We start from the raw sequence: 16,301 nt of genomic DNA, 5'->3' as shown, positions 1-16,301 counted from the left end.
TGCCGCCATGCCAGTACAGAGTGATCACCATGCCGATCCGTGGCCTGCGCTTTCCTACCCGGATTTCGTGGGAACGCAGTACCTGCTCCACATGGGCCTGCAGGCTGTTGGCAAGCTGAAACTCGCATCGCCCTTCCAGCCGCAATGGTCGGGCGTACCCATGTGGATAAGCGCAACAGGGCTGACCACGGGGCCCATCGACTACGATGGCGGCGCCTATGAAGTCCACGCCGATCTGATTCGTCACGAATTGATCTGCGTCACCAGCCGGGGCGAATCAAAGTCCTTCAAGCTGGCGTCCATGTCGGTGGCAGAGTGCGTGGCGCGTCTGTTCGCCCTGCTCAAGAGCGTGGGCGTGGATGTTTCCATCAACGTGATTCCGCAAGAAGTGGATCACCAGACGCCATTCGACCAGGACACGCAACATCGCCCTTACGATCCGCTCATGGCCAACCACTGGTGGCGCATCCTGCTGAGCACACAGCGCGTCATGCGGCATTTCAGGGGATGCTTTCAGGGGAAGATGCAGCCCATTGGCCTCATGTGGGGCACGCTGGACATCCGTGATGTGTTCTACAACGGAAAGCCCGCGTCGCCTGCGCCCGACGCAGACTACATCCGTCGCAATGCCATGAACGCCGAGCTGGTCGAGTGGGGATGGTGGGCCGGCAGTGCCGCGTACCCGAAGCCCGCGTTCTACTCGTTTACCTACCCGCAGCCCACGGGTATGGAAGGCGCCAAGGTCAGCCCTGCCAGCGCCCACTGGAACCCCACCATGGGCGAATTCATCCTGGATTACGACGATCTGCGCGCATCAAAGCATCCTGACGAGGATCTTTTAGCGTTCTTCCGTTCCACCTTCGACGCCGGTGCCACGCACGCGCACTGGGACCCCGCCCTGGTGGGAAGCGGAAAGCCCACGTAGCGGAAGCGCGCCCGGGCAGACGCGCCCCCGGAAGCTGGCCGCACAGGAGGGCCGTCCTTTACCGGGCCATGGCAAGGCCCCATCATCCCCGCAGGGGGCGCATCGGGGCGTGGCCAGGCCATGCCACCCGGGGCGTCGATGACAGACCGAATCCGCCGCATGCCGTGTGCCGTCCATCAGCCACTCAAGCCGCGGCGATTCAACCCGGGCCATACCGATCCATGAACCACAAGCGCCTAACCCCGCACTCGGCGGACGGCTTCACGCGTGCCCTGCTGCTGGCCATCATCGTGCTGGGGCTGGTGAGCACCTTGGGCGGCTGGGCCATCATGGGCATGCGGCACGTGCTTTCCCCCGTATTGCGGGGCATGTTCGGCACGTGCACCGTCGTTCTGCTGGGCCTGTTCGTGGTTGCGTGGCGACGCCTGCTGCCCGCGCGCACCATCGGCCTGGGTTGCCTGTTGTTCGCCGTCAGCGTTTGCGCGCTGTGCATGGTGCTGCGTTTGTATTTTCCCGTTTATGGCGCCGCGCTGGATCTGCAGCCGCTGTACCTGTGGATACCGGTGCTCTACGTGTTCGCCTTCACGCTCACGGGCCACAAGACCAGCCTCGGTATTTCGCTGGCCGTCATGTCGCTGTTCGCGCTCATCAGCCTGCCTTACCTGGTGCGTGACATCGATGGGCCCTACGCCAACTTCACCTTGCAGCTGCATACCGTGTCTGCCGTGCTGGTTGCCGCGCTGTATTTCTTTTCAAGCTACCAGCGCCGCCTTCATCTGGCGGAATTGACCGTGGGTGAGCTTGCCGAGCTTTCCAATACCGACGAACTCACCAAACTGTGCAACCGCCGCCGCATGGCCACGCTGATCGATATCGAGCTGGAGCACCGTCGCGAACGCGGAACCCACTTCGCCGTCGTGCTGTTCGACATCGACCACTTCAAGAAGGTCAACGACAAGTTTGGACACAGCGCTGGCGACGAGGCACTCATTGAACTGGCCACGCGGGCACGACAAGTGTTTCGCGGCATGGACACGGTAGCCCGCTGGGGCGGCGACGAGTTTGTCGCGCTGGTGCGCAACGTCGATCTCGCCGAGGCGCTGCATATCGCAGACGCCCTTTGCCGACATGTAGCCGCCAAACCCATGGATGGCGGCCACGGCATGACCATCAGCTGCGGCACGGTGATGGCGCAGGACGGTGACAACGTGGACAGCGTGCTTCAGCGTGCGGATGCGGCGTTGTATGCGGCCAAGCGTGCGGGTAGAAATCGCGCCGAAGGCGTGCCGCTGGTGTCGTGAAAGAGCAGCGCCGTCCAGAAGCATTGAGTGTTGAGAGAACGACGCGTCACAAGGAGGTAGACCATGCGCAACGTGTTCTTGCTGATGGCCGCAGCGGCACTTCTGGCTTCATGCTCGGACCGTCCCCTGCGGGGCGCCGCTGACCCTTCGCCAGACGGAAAAACCTATCTGGCCATCATGGACGACAACGGCGGGGCCTGTGGCCCAATCAAGGTTGACGGTCAGGTCTGGACCCACAAGATAGGGGAGCCGGCTGCCATTGAGCCGGGAAAGCACTCCATCGAATGTGGAACCGGCATGACATTCGATATCCCGAGCGGCACGGTTTTCAAGTTCGACTACTGGGGGCCGTGACCCTGCTCAGGATTTTGTTTTCCTTGCAACAGGTCCAAACCTCAACAGCTTTAAGCCAGGGGGAATAATGAAGTGGGGAGCTTTGTTGCTTGCGTGGCTTGCCGCATTCAACGTCTTCAAGATCATCACGGCGTTTCGGACCGGAAAGATTGGCATGTATACGAGTTCGGAAAGTGGCCAGGGCTATTCCCGATCCCAAGAACCCTGGGGCTTCTACCGCGCCATCGTCCTTCTGGCGCTTTTTACCCGTGTGTTGGTGCTTCTCGCCCTTTTTGATTTTCTTGAACCAGGGAAGTAATTGCCCCGCACCCAGAGCCAGCATGACCACCGCCACAACCGGACCAAGCACATGCCCATTCCCGCCACCGTCGGTGCCTTCGCCATCGTTCCCAGCAACGACCTGCAAGCAGCGCTCCCTTTCTGGGAACGTCTGGGTTTCACGCGAACAGGCGGCGATGCCAACTACGTCATCATGACGGGCTGGGGTTGCGAGGTGCATTTGACGCAGGCGGGGACGGGCCCCTGGGCCGTTCCGGAAGCGCACAACCCGTTCGGTGTCTTTATTCGCACGCCGGATGTGGATGCCATTGCCGCGCGCGTGGACGATCTGATCATTCGTCCCGGTGGCGTGCTTCGGCATCGCGAATGGGGTTTGTACGAAGTGGGGATATGCGGTCCGGATGGCCTGCTTGTGCGTATTGGTTGGCCTTCACGGCTCATGCAAGACGGCAGCAGGGACGCGAACGGCTGACGGTAATGGATGGCTGGTCCATCCCATGCTTCGTTGTGTCGCACTGATCGACACCTTCTGCACTACCGTCCAACGCGCAAGTGGATCGCGCAGCACGGCGATATATCCCTACATCCCACCCGCGCGTCCTTTGCTACGGTCGTGGTGTTGCTCGCGGGGTCTTCGGACGGGGTTTGCGAGCAGCCGCAGCAGCCATGCTGCGAGTAGCGCGGGCCGCATGGGGCGCAACCCACACGACCCGCTGACCATCACCAACTAATAAGGAGTTGATCATGGCTACGCCGGATCATACGGCACGCGCATGCGCGTCTTCCCATCAAGACGACCACCTCGCTTCCATCCCCGACAGTTCGCATAGGGCGAACCTGACACGGCGCCCGCGCAGCACCGCGCCTCCCGCACTCACGACCCGCTTGGGTGACAGCCACGTTGTCCACGGACGGCAACGCGGGCCTCTGCGTGCAACCTTCGGCATGCCGGGGCGGGCGGATCATCGTGAGCGCGAGGCCGAGCAGCACGGCTAGCGCGAGCCGCGCATTGCACTATCGGCAAGGAGCACTCGCCGGCCAACTTCCGGCGTGAGGTACTCGCGAGCCCGTTGATCACCCCTGTGGCGCGCCGTGTTGCATGCGGCGCGCCACACCTGGCAGTGCGTGATCAAGCACGGGAACGTTCGAATGCGAAATTCGGCTCCGGCTTTCCGCGTCAGTGTGGTTCAACGGATGCCGTGACGTCCGTGCCCGTCTTGCTGGCACATGACTTCTCCCACGCCGCTTTTTCCTCCGCCATGTCGGCGCGAATGAGTTCGTTGCCTGCGGAAAGCACGGCCGTGCCGGCATCCATGCTGCCCGACGCGTTCCGTGCGTGATAGGCGTAGCAGACAACACCGTCCTCCATGATCGATGCGTGATCCAGCGTGTAGCTGTCCGGGTTGGTCTGCGCCTGGCGAAGGGCGATGTTTCCAAGCGTGGCGCGGCGAACGGCTTCCTCGGACCTGACGTAAGCGTCATCCTGATGGCGTTCCTCCGATGAGCTGGCCATGCTCGCATTCGCGTGCTTCTTGTATTGGTGGGCCGACCACACGGCGAAGACAGCGCCTGCGATCAATAGCGCCCCAACGACTATCACGCCCGTCGATCTGAAATTCGTCAGACTCTTTGCCATGTGCGTATCGCCAGATGAAGGTTAGTGGCCTGATGCACTCGCGTCCCCGATTCACCACTCAGTCGCTGATCTTCTTCACGTCATCCGGCTTCCACGTCTTGTCGAAGAACGCCTGTTTCGGGCTATAGAGACGGAAGATGATGAAGTAGCCCTTGTTGGGCAGCGTGCGCACCCAGTTGTGTTCCTTGCCAGCAGGCGCCTTGGGGCCGAAGTAGAGATCGAAGGAGCCATCCGCGTTCTGCACGGGTTTGTCCATGGAGTTGAGTGAGGGCAACGGCTGTCCGTTCTCCAGGCCCGATGCGTTGATCGGGTCGTACACCGTCACGGACCAGAAGTTGGCCGCAGGCACATTGGGCGGTAGATGCAGCTGATAGGTGTGATCGCCCCTCAGATAGTTGCCTTCGGCATCGCGCCACGCCGATGGATACTTCGCTCCCTTTTCCACCATGTCCACCACCATGCCGGGGCTGGTGGCATAGGCCGAGGTGAAGTACGCGTCGCGTTGCACGAGGTTGGTGAACGTGCCGCTGGATTGGAACTCGGGGTTCTGTCCGGCAAACACGTTCTCCCACTGGCGATCCGGGTAATAGCGGCCGCCGGGCTGGTTGAGTAGCTCATCCCAGATTTCTACCTTGCTCATCGCAAACGCTGTCTTGGCGGCCTTGTCGAGCAACTCGCGTTGATGTGGCGTGGGCTGGAACGGCTGGCCTTTGGCGATACCGATGGCGGCCATCATGCCCCGCCAATCCATGTCGGCCGGGTCCACGGTTTCCTCATCCACGAAACGCTTGAGCATGTCGAAGTACGTGCCGTCGTGCGGGAACAACATGAAAGCGGGTGTCTTGGAGCCGTCCGGGAATTTCATCGCCGCCGCGCCAGTGGGCTTGTTGAGCGGGTAGATGCGAGTGCCGGCAATCAGCTTGTTGGCCGGCCCCAGATCCTTGGGATCGGTGAAGAACCCGCGATAGAACACCAGCACGTTGTTGGTGCGTGAGCGGAAAACAAAGTAGCCCGCAGGCGTATCGCCCTTGTAATCCCACGGCACCAACAAGTACTTGCCACCCTTGCCACCATCAGGACCGGCAAAGCCGAAGTCACCCATGAAGGTGTGGTCGTTGAGGGTCGGTCCCGTGAGCGGCCGCTGGTAGAAGTCATCGAAAATGCCCTGATTCTTCGGTGGCACTTCCACCACGATGGGACCATCCTTCGCGAGGTTCACGTAACCCATCGCATAGAGGCAATCGGAGTTCGGCGTAGTCACCTTGGTCTTGGCGTTAAGGCGTTCCTTCCACACGGGTAGCACGTTGTAGCCCGCGCCGTACACCTTCTCGGAACCTTCCTTCATCGCGTAGATGTTCACTGCCGGCAGCGCCCACAGATACACCTGCACGGCGCGCTGGAAGAACAACTCATCCCTCAGAAGATCGGCCGACTCCTTGGTCGGGAAGTCGCCGGCGAACGGTGCATTGGCAAGCGCATCGTGTGAAGCCGCGCCCGACTGTGCCTGGGCGCATGCGATGGGCGCAGCCAGCGCTACGAGCAACGCGGCAGAAAGTACGTGCAGGCTCTTGGATCCGGGTAACGAGAGCATCACACCACCTCCTCGAAGTCAGGCATCTTGAATGACTGGTTGTTGAGCGCGTCGGTGACACCGTAAAGACGCATGGCAGGCAACGGCCGTTTGCCGCGCGTCGGTATCCAGTTCTCTTCAAAGCCCGCAGGGGCTTTCGGACCGACATAGATGGTGACGCCGCCATCGGCGTTCTTCTTCATCTTGTCCATGTCGTACGACGAGAGCGTGGTGCGGTTTGAATCGGTGTAGATGAAGGAGAAGGTGGCGCGGTCGTACACGGTCAGCGCCCAGAACTGCTTCACCGGCATGTCCTTGGGAACATCCACCTTGTAGAGCTTGCCCGCTTCCAGCAACTTGCCGTTCTTGTCGGCCACTGCCATCAGGTATTGCGTGGCGGGAACATCCGCCAGCACCTTGGGCATGTACGTGCACCAGAAGTATTCGGCTGCACGCTCGATAAGGTCGATGCGGTCGTCGTAGACGAAGGTGAAGCGCTTGTTTGCGTCCGCCTGCAACAAGGCGACGTAGTGGCGATCTGGCCAGAACGCCTTCTTGAATACTTGCGTGTCGTACCAGTACTGAAGGTAGTACCACGCGTCGATGGCGGCCTGCTTCAGGATTCCCTTGGTTTTTTCGTCCGGGTTGAAGGGCTTGCCCTTTTCAATACCCAGCGACACCAACATGCCCATCATCACCTTGTCCTGCTCATGCACAGGCTCAACGGTCATGATGTCGTGCATGTCCTCGAAGTGTCGCTCGTCGTAGAACGGCAGTGTGGGATAGCGTTCGTTGATGGGATCGATAAATCGCTGCTTGGGTGGGTTCTTGTCTTCGGACAGGTAGTGCATGCGAAGCCGCTGCGCGTACGTGTAGGCGTCGGCAGCCGTCTTGCCCGGCGCGGGCACGGAGCGGAACGCAAACGCGATGCGGTAGTTGGGGGATGGCACATGGATGAACCCCGGCGGGATCGCTTCCTTGTAACCGGGGGGCGTAAAGAGATACCTGCCACCCTTGCCTTGATCGAGGCCAGCCGGGCCCACGTCAGCAATGGTGAACTGCCATGCGTCGACCACCTGGCCGTAGAGGCTCCCATCCGGTCCAGCCGCAGGCACGTCCAATACTGCCGGGCCTTTGCGCAAATCCGTAAACGACGAAATGTAGGGCGTCGTGGCGTTGGCCGTGATGGCTTCCAGCTTCGGCGTGGCCGGCGCCGAGTAGACGATGATGTCGTTGTCCTTCAGCTTGAGCGTGTCGAACGCTGCGCGGCGGAAGGAGTAGATGGCGATAGCCGGCATGTTCCACAGCACGGCTTCAAACGCGCGGTGGTATTTGATCTGTGCATCGAAGTCGGTGACGGAAGGTTTCGATCCCGGCGGAGGTTGCCCTCCAAGCGGTTCGCGGTCAGCAGTTGCCGCTGGCATGGTGATGCTCTGTGTGACTGGCTTCGACGCGGCGGGGGCAGACGCTGACGCTGTGTCCGCGAGGGATAGGCCGGTGGCCGACGCAAGCGCACCGGCAGCGGTCGATTTCATGAACTGGCGACGATCCATGGGTATGCCCCTTTGCGGTGGCGACAATGAGGGAGCTTTTGGTATCCGAGAGACCAAATCGGGCGAGAGCGAATCGTTATCCCTTCGCCTTAACGACAGGCGGCGGCGTCCACTGTCCGCTGGTCACCGCTTCCTTGGGCCAGTAAGCACGCACGTAGAGCGAGAAATCACCCTTCGGCGACGGCAACCAGTTCGCGCGCTTCTCTCCCGGAGGAGGTGTGCTCTGTACGTAAATGGTGAGCGAACCATCGGCGTTGAGCTTTAAATCCTTGTTCTTGGTGCCCACCGAGTAGCGTTTGATCGCGTTGGGCTCGAAGAAGTGCGTGTCGTTGTAAAGCGTGAGCGACCAGAAGCCGTTGACCGGCGGCATCTCGTCCTTGGTGAAGGTGACCGTGTAGTTGGTCTTGCCGTTGAGGCGGCCGCCGGCTTCGTCCAGGTCCTGATAGAAGTACTTCGTTTCGTTCGGCTTGTTGACGAAGATGTTGGAGCGCGCCACGGCCGTGCGCGTGAAGTAATCCGTGCCGAAGGCTGCGCCGTTGTTCTGGGTGGTCCAGTTGGCGGGCAGGGGAATGCCGTAATTGCGGAACTGCAAGAGTGGGGTGACGACCTCTGCGTCAGCCTTCTTGGCTTCATCGAGCATGGCGGCCTTCAGCTTCGGGTCCTTGGCTGCCGCGTCCAGCACGGACTGGATCTGCTGATACCGCACTTCTTCGCCCGGCATGGGGGGTGTGTCCTTGAGCACAACGGGAAGCTCGTCAACAAACTTGGCCGGATCAACCCACTTGGTTTCACCGCCGCCCTGCGTCGGCGCGGGAATGGTGGGGCTCTTTGTCCAGTCGTGTTGCGTGGCCTTGCCGTCAAACTTGGATAACGGATAGACGTCGATCTGATTGACGAAGTGCTGCACCGCCTTCAGGTCTTCCGGCGTGTCATCCATGAACACGCGCGGTATCACCACGCCCGTGTTGGTCTTGGCGCGGAATACGCCGGAGATGCCCTTGGGCACTGTGCCATTCCAGTTGGGGCCGGCAAGCAGGTAGAAGCCGGGCTTGGTGCCATACATCTTGCCGAGGTCGGCAAAGCTGTCGGTGCGCGTATCCACCACCTGATAGACCCAGAATCGGTCGCCAAAATCAGGCACCTGCACAACGACAGGTTCGACGTCCAACGAAAGCAACGCGATGCCGTAGCCCACATCCTGATTGGGGCATGCCACAGCGCGTTCGGCAGGGTCGACGTAGCTGTGCAACATGCTCAGATGATTGGGTGGCGCCACAGGCACCGTGCCTCCCAGCAATCCCGGTTCCTTGAGCTGTGAAAAGACCACGCGGCGGCTGTAGACGTTGATCATCGGCCACGCCCAAAAGAAGGTGTCACGCGTCACCATGCGCACGTAGGACTCGGTCATGCGCGTGTTGGCTACCGGGCCTGGAATGGGGCTTTGCGCTGGGGCTTGCGGCGGCGTGGTGGCTGCAGCGATAGCGCCTACTGAAAGCGCTCCTAAAGAGGTGGCCAGCAAGGTAAGGACAACGGCGTGGCGAGCATTCGCATGACGCATGGCAGAAGCCCCCAATGGCAAGGAAGGTCTGCTTATCAAATCACGCATATAGGATTTTTCGCGTCCGTAAAGTACGAACAAAGGCTTGCGTAAAACTACCTATGCCTTGCGCTTTCGCGAAATCAGATGAGGCGCTGGCTGGTGGCCGAGACGGCAAACGGCTGCATATAGCTTGCTCGGTTCAACCCGTGTTCGTGGCGTGGGTGCCCGCTACGTAGTTTTACTCGTCATATGGCCGTGCATTTACGCTTGAAGCTCGGCTTGGCCGGGCAGACGGTAGACGGGGTCGGGTCCACTCGCTCACCGGATGCTCTATGCGCTGGTTATTGAAGCTGGCCATGATCTTCGCGCTGTCACAGCCAACATGGGTGTCGGCAACCGAAGGCGCGCTTGGGCGCTCCATTACCGGCGCGCAAATCACTTCCTACGTTGGCATTGTTCCGCCGTCGCCAGGGCTTCAGGTATCACTGAGTTATGTCTACTACTCAGGCACTGTCGGTGGCGCCAGGCAGGCGCCCGTGGGTGGCTTGCTGGCGGTGGATACCAAGGCCACGGCCAACCTTTACGCGGCGGCGCTTATCTACGTGTGGAACACGGGGCAGGGGCGCTGGAACTTCGCGTCGATGTTTACGCTGCCCTACATGACGACCGATGCCACTGCCGATGTAGCGTTCGCCGGACGAGCCGTGCGAACGACCGATAGCTCTTCGGCGCTGTATGACCTGTATTTCGCGCCGGTGATCGCGAGCTACCACGTAAGCGAGGTCGAGCATTGGTCCTTCGGCGTTTATGTGTACGCGCCCACGGCCGATTTCCAAAAAGGCAAGCTGGCGAACGACGGCCTCAATGTCTGGACGACGTCGCCAGCCGTGGGCTACACGCATCTGTTTCAGCAGGGCACGTTCGAGTTCAGCGCGCTCGCGGGTATCGATATCTATTCCAGGAATAACGCGACCGACTACCAGAACGGCTCGGTGTTCCGGCTGGATGCGCTGGTGATGAAACGTCTCCCGAATGGCTGGGGTTTCGGCGTCGATGGTGGCTGGATCTATCAGCTGCAGGACGACAGCGGCCCCACCGCCAGGTTGCTCAACGGCTTCAAGGGTCATGCGCTCGCCGTGGGTCCGGCCATCGAGTACGCCAAGACGTGGGACAAGGACAAGACGCTGAGCTTCAACCTTCGCTGGATGAAAGAGTTTGATGTCACCAATCGCGTGAAGGGCGATCCGCTGGTGCTGGTGGTCAATATTCCGATGTAGCGCTTGTGCAGGAGTGAGGCCGCATGAAAGTCAGATCGCTGATATGCGCTATGGTGTTTGCGGTGTTGTCGCTGTTGTATGTGAATGCGGCAGCACAGGCAAGTCGCGAGAAGCCGAGCATCGTCTTCATCCTGGTCGACAACCTGGGCTACGGCGAACTGGGTGTTTATGGTGGCGGCGTGCTGCGCGGCGCGCCCACGCCACGTATCGACCAACTCGCGGCAGAAGGTTTGCGACTCACGAACTTCAACGTGGAAGCGCAATGCACGCCGACGCGCTCCGCGCTGATGACGGGCCGCTTCTCCTATCGCTCGGGTACGTACGCCGTACCGATGGGGGGACAAGCTGACGGCCTGACGCAATGGGAAATCACCATGCCGCAGGTGCTTTCCCGCCAGGGTTACGCCACGGGCATGTGGGGCAAGTGGCATCTGGGTAGCGAGGAAGGGCGATTGCCGCATCGCCGGGGCTTCGACGAATGGTTTGGCATTCCACGCACGTATGACGAGGCCATGTGGTCCGCACAAACGGAAAGCGGCGGGCTCACGCCGGCCGTGGGAAGCAAGCAAGGCTGGGACCCGTCGATTGCGCCACTGGAACCGATCTATGAAGCGCACAAGGGTGAAAACGCGAAGCAGGTAGCGCAGCTCACCATGGAAACGCGACGGACCATGGAGGCGGAGATCACCAAGCGTGCCATCGCCTTCATCCAGCGAAACGCCGCGGTCGGCAAACCGTTCTACGCGTATGTGTCCTCATCGATGGTGCATATGCCCACGCTGCCGGGACCCGACTTCGTGGGAAAGACCGGCAATGGCGATTGGGCCGATGTGCTCGCCGAAATGGATTACCGCACGGGGCAGATCCTGGATGCGATCAAGGACGCCGGCATCGCAAACAACACCATCGTGGTGTTTGCCAGCGACAACGGCCCCGAAGGCACCGACCCGTGGGAAGGCGACAGCGGCCCATGGCGCGGCACGTACTTCACCGCGATGGAGGCGTCGTTGCGTGCGCCCTTCATCATCCGCTGGCCAGGGCACATTCCTGCGGGGCGCGTAAGCAACGAGATCGTGCACGTCGTCGACATGTTCCCCACGTTGGCTCACGTGGCCGGCGCCGAGGTTCCCAAGGATCGCCCCATCGACGGCGTCGACCAGATGCCTTTCTTCCTCGGCAAACAGGAAAACTCAACTCGCGACGGGTTCCCCGTGTATGTCGCCGACAAGCTCTATGCGGTGAAGTGGCGCAACTGGAAGATGCACTTCATCTGGCAAGTGAACATGTACGACGCGCCGGAGGTTCTCGCCGAGCCGCGCATCTTCAACTTGCTCGCCGATCTCAAGGAGGAGCGCAACGTGGCGGTCAAGAACACGTGGGTCGCGGCGCCCATGGGCAAGATCATCGCGGAGTGGCAAGCGAGCTTGAAGAAGTACCCGCCGATACCGATGGGAACGCCTGATCCTTATCGCCCGGGGAAGTGAGCTGGCGGGACGTAACAGATGAACCCTCCGCGTTAGTTCGACCTAATCGCTGTGTTTTATCCCACAGCCATCAGCTTGATCAGGTTTCCGCTGTCATCTTTGAAGAAGACGCATGCGGAATACTGCGCTGAAGAGGGATAGATCTTTCGATCTGCGCAGCAATAGATCGCAAGCTATAACGTTTCATCGCAAGAAATGAGTTATCACGGTTGATGCCGTTCGCGCCGCATTGAGCGCTGCGCCTATCGAAATCGACAAAGCGTGCCGCCGCGCGGAGGCAGACGCTTGGGTGATCTGTGCCCAGGCATTGGGTTCTCACTGGTTTGGAGGATGTTCCAATGAGCGATTCCGCAAACGTGAGCATGACGATGCGAAACCTGATAACGGAAAACGGCCCTGCCTTTGTTGACGATCAATTGCGTCGTCATTTACTGAAGATAGGGGCGATAGGGGAGGGTGATTCACTCGCCGCACTGATGGTGCGCGGACGAGGCACGGAGTCCGCGCAAGAGCAATTCGACTTTACACACGTCGAGTGGTGGTTTGCGCATCCACGGTTCTACAGTAAGCCAGTCATGGACGCTTCGGGCTATACAGGACCTTATTCGCCGGTGGCTGGCGCGTGGCACTTCGAACAAGCCAATGGCTGGGACAGCTGGTTCAATTTTGTCGTTCGCCCCGACGGTGGCTTCTACGTTTTAACGCCCGCCGCCCGCATTACCGGATCGCACAAGGCGGGGATCGAAGGCAATGAATCCGTCGCCGCCTGCATTGATTCAAGCAATGGCGTAACCACGTATCCGCGGTGGTTTGACAATTTTTGCTTCGTGGTTCAATGGACCAACGGGACGGAAGGCGAATACCAATGCTCATGCGATCCCTACGGCACCGCGATGACTGGCACCTTGACCGACAGGAACACGCAGCAGCAAATCGGATTTACTGGCTCCCGTACGGGACCATCGACGAAATTGGAGCCGGGAGGGTGGCCGGTCAGCAAACCTGCACTGAGGGTGCCGACGATCGAAGTGACATGGGTCGTGCACGCTAACGATTGGCTTTACGACGAGGTTGTCACGGGTACGGGTTTCATTCCTGGGGATGAAGCTCTGGTCTTCTTCAACGGCAACTACTACGAATCGGGCCAGCTCGGTTCAGCAGTGGTGGATGACACCGGCGGGTTTGTATGTCACCGATACGGCAGGAAATTGAATTGGAGTCCGCTTACGTATTTTGCCTTCGGCGAAATATCCGGTTACACGGGAACCGTATGGATCGATTCGACGGCGCAGTTCGACCATAAATGATGTGCTGCGCCGTCTCGCCCAAGTTCGGGCGAGGCGGCGCAGGGTAAGGGCTCTTTGGCCTCAAACGGGCGGCTTTCCTGGAAAACTGGTGGACACGCTAAAAGTCTCTATGCGATCGGTCATTGATCAGACGATCGGTGGCCCATAATCAGGATCCATCTTGCCTGAAGTCGCTTTTCGATCCGAGGCGGACTTGGTGTAGTCGGTCTCAAAGGCGAAACATGATCTACGCTTCCTATTCGGTGGCCATCTCAATTTGCAGCTCCATCTGGCGGGCCTTTTCCTGTTGCTCCGCCGTCGCTTGAGAAGGTTGGATCTTGAAGGTGACGTGATCCAGCTGACCGGTGAACGGGAAGGGCCCTTCGTATTGCGTGGACACGGCTTCACCGGTGTCTTCACCGATGTCGAAGGTTTCAGTGGCGCCGTAGCGGTAGGGCACCACGTGGTTGAACTTCATCTTCCCCTCTTCCTTTCCATTGACCACAAGACGGCCCGTTCCGCCTCCGCCAATGGTCTTGTCTTCCTGGGTGTACTCAAAGATGGCGGTTACCGTGCCCTTGGGTAACGGGTCTTTTGATGTGATGACGTCACGCTCGCGACCGAAGAAATTGTTTTCGTAAACCAAGTGATTGTTCTTGACGAACAAGGTGTATCCCGCGCTGCCACCCGCGGCCACGATCACGCCTTGTGCGCCCTTGTCGGGCATGCTGAACACCGCCGTGATGCTATGCGTTCGCGCCTTTACGTTGGGGGCGCTACCTTCCGGAATACGCACCGACCCTGGATAGAACGTCATTTCCGAGCGTCCCTGCGTGAGGCTGGGCCGGTCGGGCACATTGCCTCGCTCGGAGAAGCGATCGTCCATGGGGTACACATGGTTCTTCTTGGCTTCGCTTTCGAACAGCGCCTGCATCTCTTTTAGTTTGGCTGGATTCCTCGCGGCCAGGTCGTCTGCCTGGCTGAAGTCGTCATTGAGGTTGTAGAGCTCCCACTTGTCGTTTTCGAAGTCTCCCTTTCTTCCCACGAGAACCCAAGGAATGCCGTGGCGTGCAGAGGCGATCCAGCCATCGTGGTATATCGCGCGGTTACCCATGATTTCGAAATATTGAGTGTGATGGCGGCTCGGCGCGTTCTTGTCGTTGAACGTATAAAGCATGCTCACGCCGGATAGTGGTTGCTGCTTGATGCCGTTGACATACGCAGGTGCCGGAATACCCACCGCCTCGTACACCGTCGGCGCCACGTCCACCATGTGGTGCCATTGCGAACGCACTTCGCCGTGCGCTGCTATTTTTTCCGGCCAGCTGATCAGGAACCCGCTACGTGTTCCTCCGAAGTGCGAGGCAACCTGTTTGGTCCATTGAAACGGCGTATCCACCGCCCATGCCCAACCCACGGAAAAATGGTTCTCGTGCTTGGGTCCGCCGATCTCGTCGATGACCTTGAGCATGCTGGCAACGTTATCGGGGAAGCCGTTCTGCGTGCCCATGTTGTTGATGGTGCCGTCCAGGCCTCCCTCCGCGCTCGCGCCGTTGTCGCCCAGCGCCACGATGACGAGTGTGTTGTTGGCGTTGGGGCTGTGGGCTACGGCGTCCAATACGCGCCCGACCTGCTCGTCGGTCTGCGCGCCATGAAGCCCGCGAAAACTTCCATCTGTCGTTCGTACAACCGTTTCTGATCAGCGTTGAGCGAATCCCAGGCCGGAAGCTCCGCCGGGCGAGGAGTGAGCTTGGCATTCGCCGGAACCACGCCGAGCTTCTTCTGGTTCTCGAAGGCTATCTCGCGATACTTGTCCCAGCCCATGTCGAACTTGCCCTTGAAGCGGGCAATGTACGATTCAGGGACATGATGCGGCGCATGCATTGCGCCGGGTGCGTAGTAGACAAACCAGGGTTTGGACGGAGCCACCGACTGTTGTTGGCGAAGCCACGCAATGGCGTGATCGGCGAGATCTTCATTGAGCGTATAGCCCTGCTCGGGGGTTTTGTTCGGCTCAACGGGCACCGTGTTCTGGTAGAGCTGCGGGTAATACTGGCTCGTTTCGCCACCCTGGAAGCCATAGAAAAAATCAAAGCCCTTGCCTGTCGGCCAGCGGTCGAAAGGACCAGCAGAACTGGTCTCCCAGTCAGGGGTGTCGTGCCATTTGCCAAAGGCGGCGGTGCTGTACCCGTGGTACTTGAGAACCTGGCCGATCGACGCGGCATCTTCTCCCCAGATGCTGTTGTAGCCCGGAAAGCCCGTTGCGCCCTCGGTGATGCTGGCCATGCCCACGTCATGGTGGTTCCTGCCACTGAGCAGCGCAGCGCGCGTGGGCGAGCAAAGCGCCGTGTTGTGCATCTCGGTATAGATCAGCCCTTCGTGTGCCAGCTTGTCGATGTTTGGCGTCGGAATGATGCCGCCGTAGGTGCTGGTTCCCGCGTAACCGAGATCATCGATGAGGATGATGAGTACGTTGGGCGCGCCCTTCGGCGGGGCGATCGGTTGCGGAAAGTCGGACTTGGAATCCTTGTAGGTCGTGCCAATGGTTCCCTTGAAGCCAGCCGGCGAAAGAGGGAGTTGAGTGCCAGCAGCGGAACTTGATGCGGAGGCATCTTTCGCGGTCTGACTGAAGGCAGCGACTGACCAGACGAGTGCCACGATCAAGAAGGACAGAAACACCTGTTGACGGAACATGGTGATGCTCCCGGAGCAGGACGCGTGCACGAAAGTACCTTCTGACAGGTACCAGGAACCTCATGATGCCCCTGCTGCCCGCAGGCCCAATACCGTAGCAATACGGTTCGCGCTTGAGTATTTCTACGATGGGACTGGCGTAGCGGGTGAAGTAGACAAGTCCGAGCGCTCGCGGTGGCGCGAGGCACGACGGAAGCTGTCATCCCTCAGTTGAGCGCGACACTCACTCCCACTGATTGACCTCGGCGGCCCAACCACGCCTTTCGGTGAGCTCTATCACGAAAGCATCGACGCAATGCAGGCCAGGGTTTGGATGGCCTTGCGGCAGAGGTGACGCGATGTACGCTGTGCCCATGGACGGGGCTCGACGCGCCGATGTGCATCCGGGAAAGACACGATGCC

General features: G+C 60.0%; 14 protein-coding genes. 8 read left to right on the top strand and 6 right to left on the bottom strand.

Going from position 1 to position 16,301, the window contains the following annotated elements:
* Positions 1-7: 7 nt before the first annotated feature.
* The 5 genes from DK366_RS15695 to DK366_RS15675 all read left to right on the top strand — a co-directional run bounded on the left by DK366_RS15695 (position 8) and on the right by DK366_RS15675 (position 3,331).
* Positions 8-925: a DUF5996 family protein gene (locus DK366_RS15695; RefSeq protein ID WP_109126498.1), complete on the top strand. Its 918-nt coding sequence runs from the start codon at positions 8-10 to the stop codon at positions 923-925.
* Between the two features lie 221 nt (positions 926-1,146).
* Positions 1,147-2,226, top strand: a complete 1,080-nt coding sequence (locus DK366_RS15690) for a GGDEF domain-containing protein (RefSeq protein ID WP_157956579.1) — start codon at positions 1,147-1,149, stop codon at positions 2,224-2,226.
* Positions 2,227-2,289: 63 nt separating this feature from the next.
* Positions 2,290-2,580, top strand: a complete 291-nt coding sequence (locus tag DK366_RS15685; RefSeq protein ID WP_109126496.1) for a hypothetical protein — start codon at positions 2,290-2,292, stop codon at positions 2,578-2,580.
* A gap of 67 nt (positions 2,581-2,647) precedes the next feature.
* A complete protein-coding gene (locus DK366_RS15680; RefSeq protein ID WP_109126495.1) occupies positions 2,648-2,878 on the top strand; it encodes a hypothetical protein in 231 nt (76 codons plus the stop codon).
* Between the two features lie 51 nt (positions 2,879-2,929).
* On the top strand, positions 2,930-3,331 hold the full coding sequence (locus DK366_RS15675) for a VOC family protein (RefSeq protein WP_109126521.1): 402 nt from the start codon (positions 2,930-2,932) through the stop codon (positions 3,329-3,331).
* Positions 3,332-4,036: 705 nt separating this feature from the next.
* Here the strand turns inward: DK366_RS15675 and DK366_RS15665 are convergent.
* The 4 genes from DK366_RS15665 to DK366_RS15650 form a co-directional block, all read right to left on the bottom strand.
* The gene (locus tag DK366_RS15665; RefSeq protein WP_157956578.1) at positions 4,037-4,495 is read right to left on the bottom strand and encodes a hypothetical protein; all 459 of its coding nucleotides are present in this window, start codon (positions 4,493-4,495) and stop codon (positions 4,037-4,039) included.
* A gap of 58 nt (positions 4,496-4,553) precedes the next feature.
* A complete protein-coding gene (locus DK366_RS15660) occupies positions 4,554-6,086 on the bottom strand; it encodes a DUF1254 domain-containing protein (RefSeq protein ID WP_109126492.1) in 1,533 nt (510 codons plus the stop codon).
* A complete protein-coding gene (locus tag DK366_RS15655) occupies positions 6,086-7,489 on the bottom strand; it encodes a DUF1214 domain-containing protein (protein ID WP_198651595.1) in 1,404 nt (467 codons plus the stop codon). The genes DK366_RS15660 and DK366_RS15655 overlap by 1 nt, the downstream gene beginning before the upstream one ends.
* 205 nt (positions 7,490-7,694) lie before the next feature.
* Positions 7,695-9,026: a DUF1254 domain-containing protein gene (locus DK366_RS15650; protein WP_198651594.1), complete on the bottom strand. Its 1,332-nt coding sequence runs from the start codon at positions 9,024-9,026 to the stop codon at positions 7,695-7,697.
* A gap of 464 nt (positions 9,027-9,490) precedes the next feature.
* Here DK366_RS15650 and DK366_RS15645 point away from each other — a divergent pair, with 464 nt between their 5' ends.
* The 3 genes from DK366_RS15645 (at position 9,491) to DK366_RS15635 (ending at position 13,226) form a co-directional block, all read left to right on the top strand.
* Entirely contained in the window at positions 9,491-10,435 is a 945-nt protein-coding gene (locus DK366_RS15645) for a transporter (RefSeq protein WP_109126489.1), read from the top strand.
* Positions 10,436-10,458: 23 nt separating this feature from the next.
* Positions 10,459-11,919 carry an arylsulfatase gene (locus DK366_RS15640; RefSeq protein WP_198651593.1) on the top strand — a complete coding sequence of 487 codons (1,461 nt, stop codon included), beginning with the start codon at positions 10,459-10,461 and terminating at the stop codon, positions 11,917-11,919.
* Between the two features lie 338 nt (positions 11,920-12,257).
* Entirely contained in the window at positions 12,258-13,226 is a 969-nt protein-coding gene (locus DK366_RS15635; RefSeq protein ID WP_109126487.1) for a hypothetical protein, read from the top strand.
* Between the two features lie 235 nt (positions 13,227-13,461).
* On the opposite strand, the gene DK366_RS21705 is transcribed toward DK366_RS15635, so the two are convergent.
* Both DK366_RS21705 and DK366_RS21700 read right to left on the bottom strand, forming a co-directional pair.
* Positions 13,462-14,823, bottom strand: a complete 1,362-nt coding sequence (locus DK366_RS21705) for a sulfatase-like hydrolase/transferase (protein ID WP_198651592.1) — start codon at positions 14,821-14,823, stop codon at positions 13,462-13,464.
* Complete coding sequence (locus tag DK366_RS21700; protein WP_198651591.1) at positions 14,811-15,899, bottom strand: sulfatase-like hydrolase/transferase; 1,089 nt, start codon at positions 15,897-15,899, stop codon at positions 14,811-14,813. Before DK366_RS21700 ends, DK366_RS21705 begins: the two co-directional genes overlap by 13 nt.
* Positions 15,900-16,301 lie beyond the last annotated feature (402 nt).

The organism is Dyella sp. C11 (genome assembly GCF_003121485.1).
Classification (GTDB): domain Bacteria; phylum Pseudomonadota; class Gammaproteobacteria; order Xanthomonadales; family Rhodanobacteraceae; genus Dyella.
Note: the sequence above shows the minus strand (reverse complement) of the source record. Positions and strands in the feature narration are given on the sequence as shown.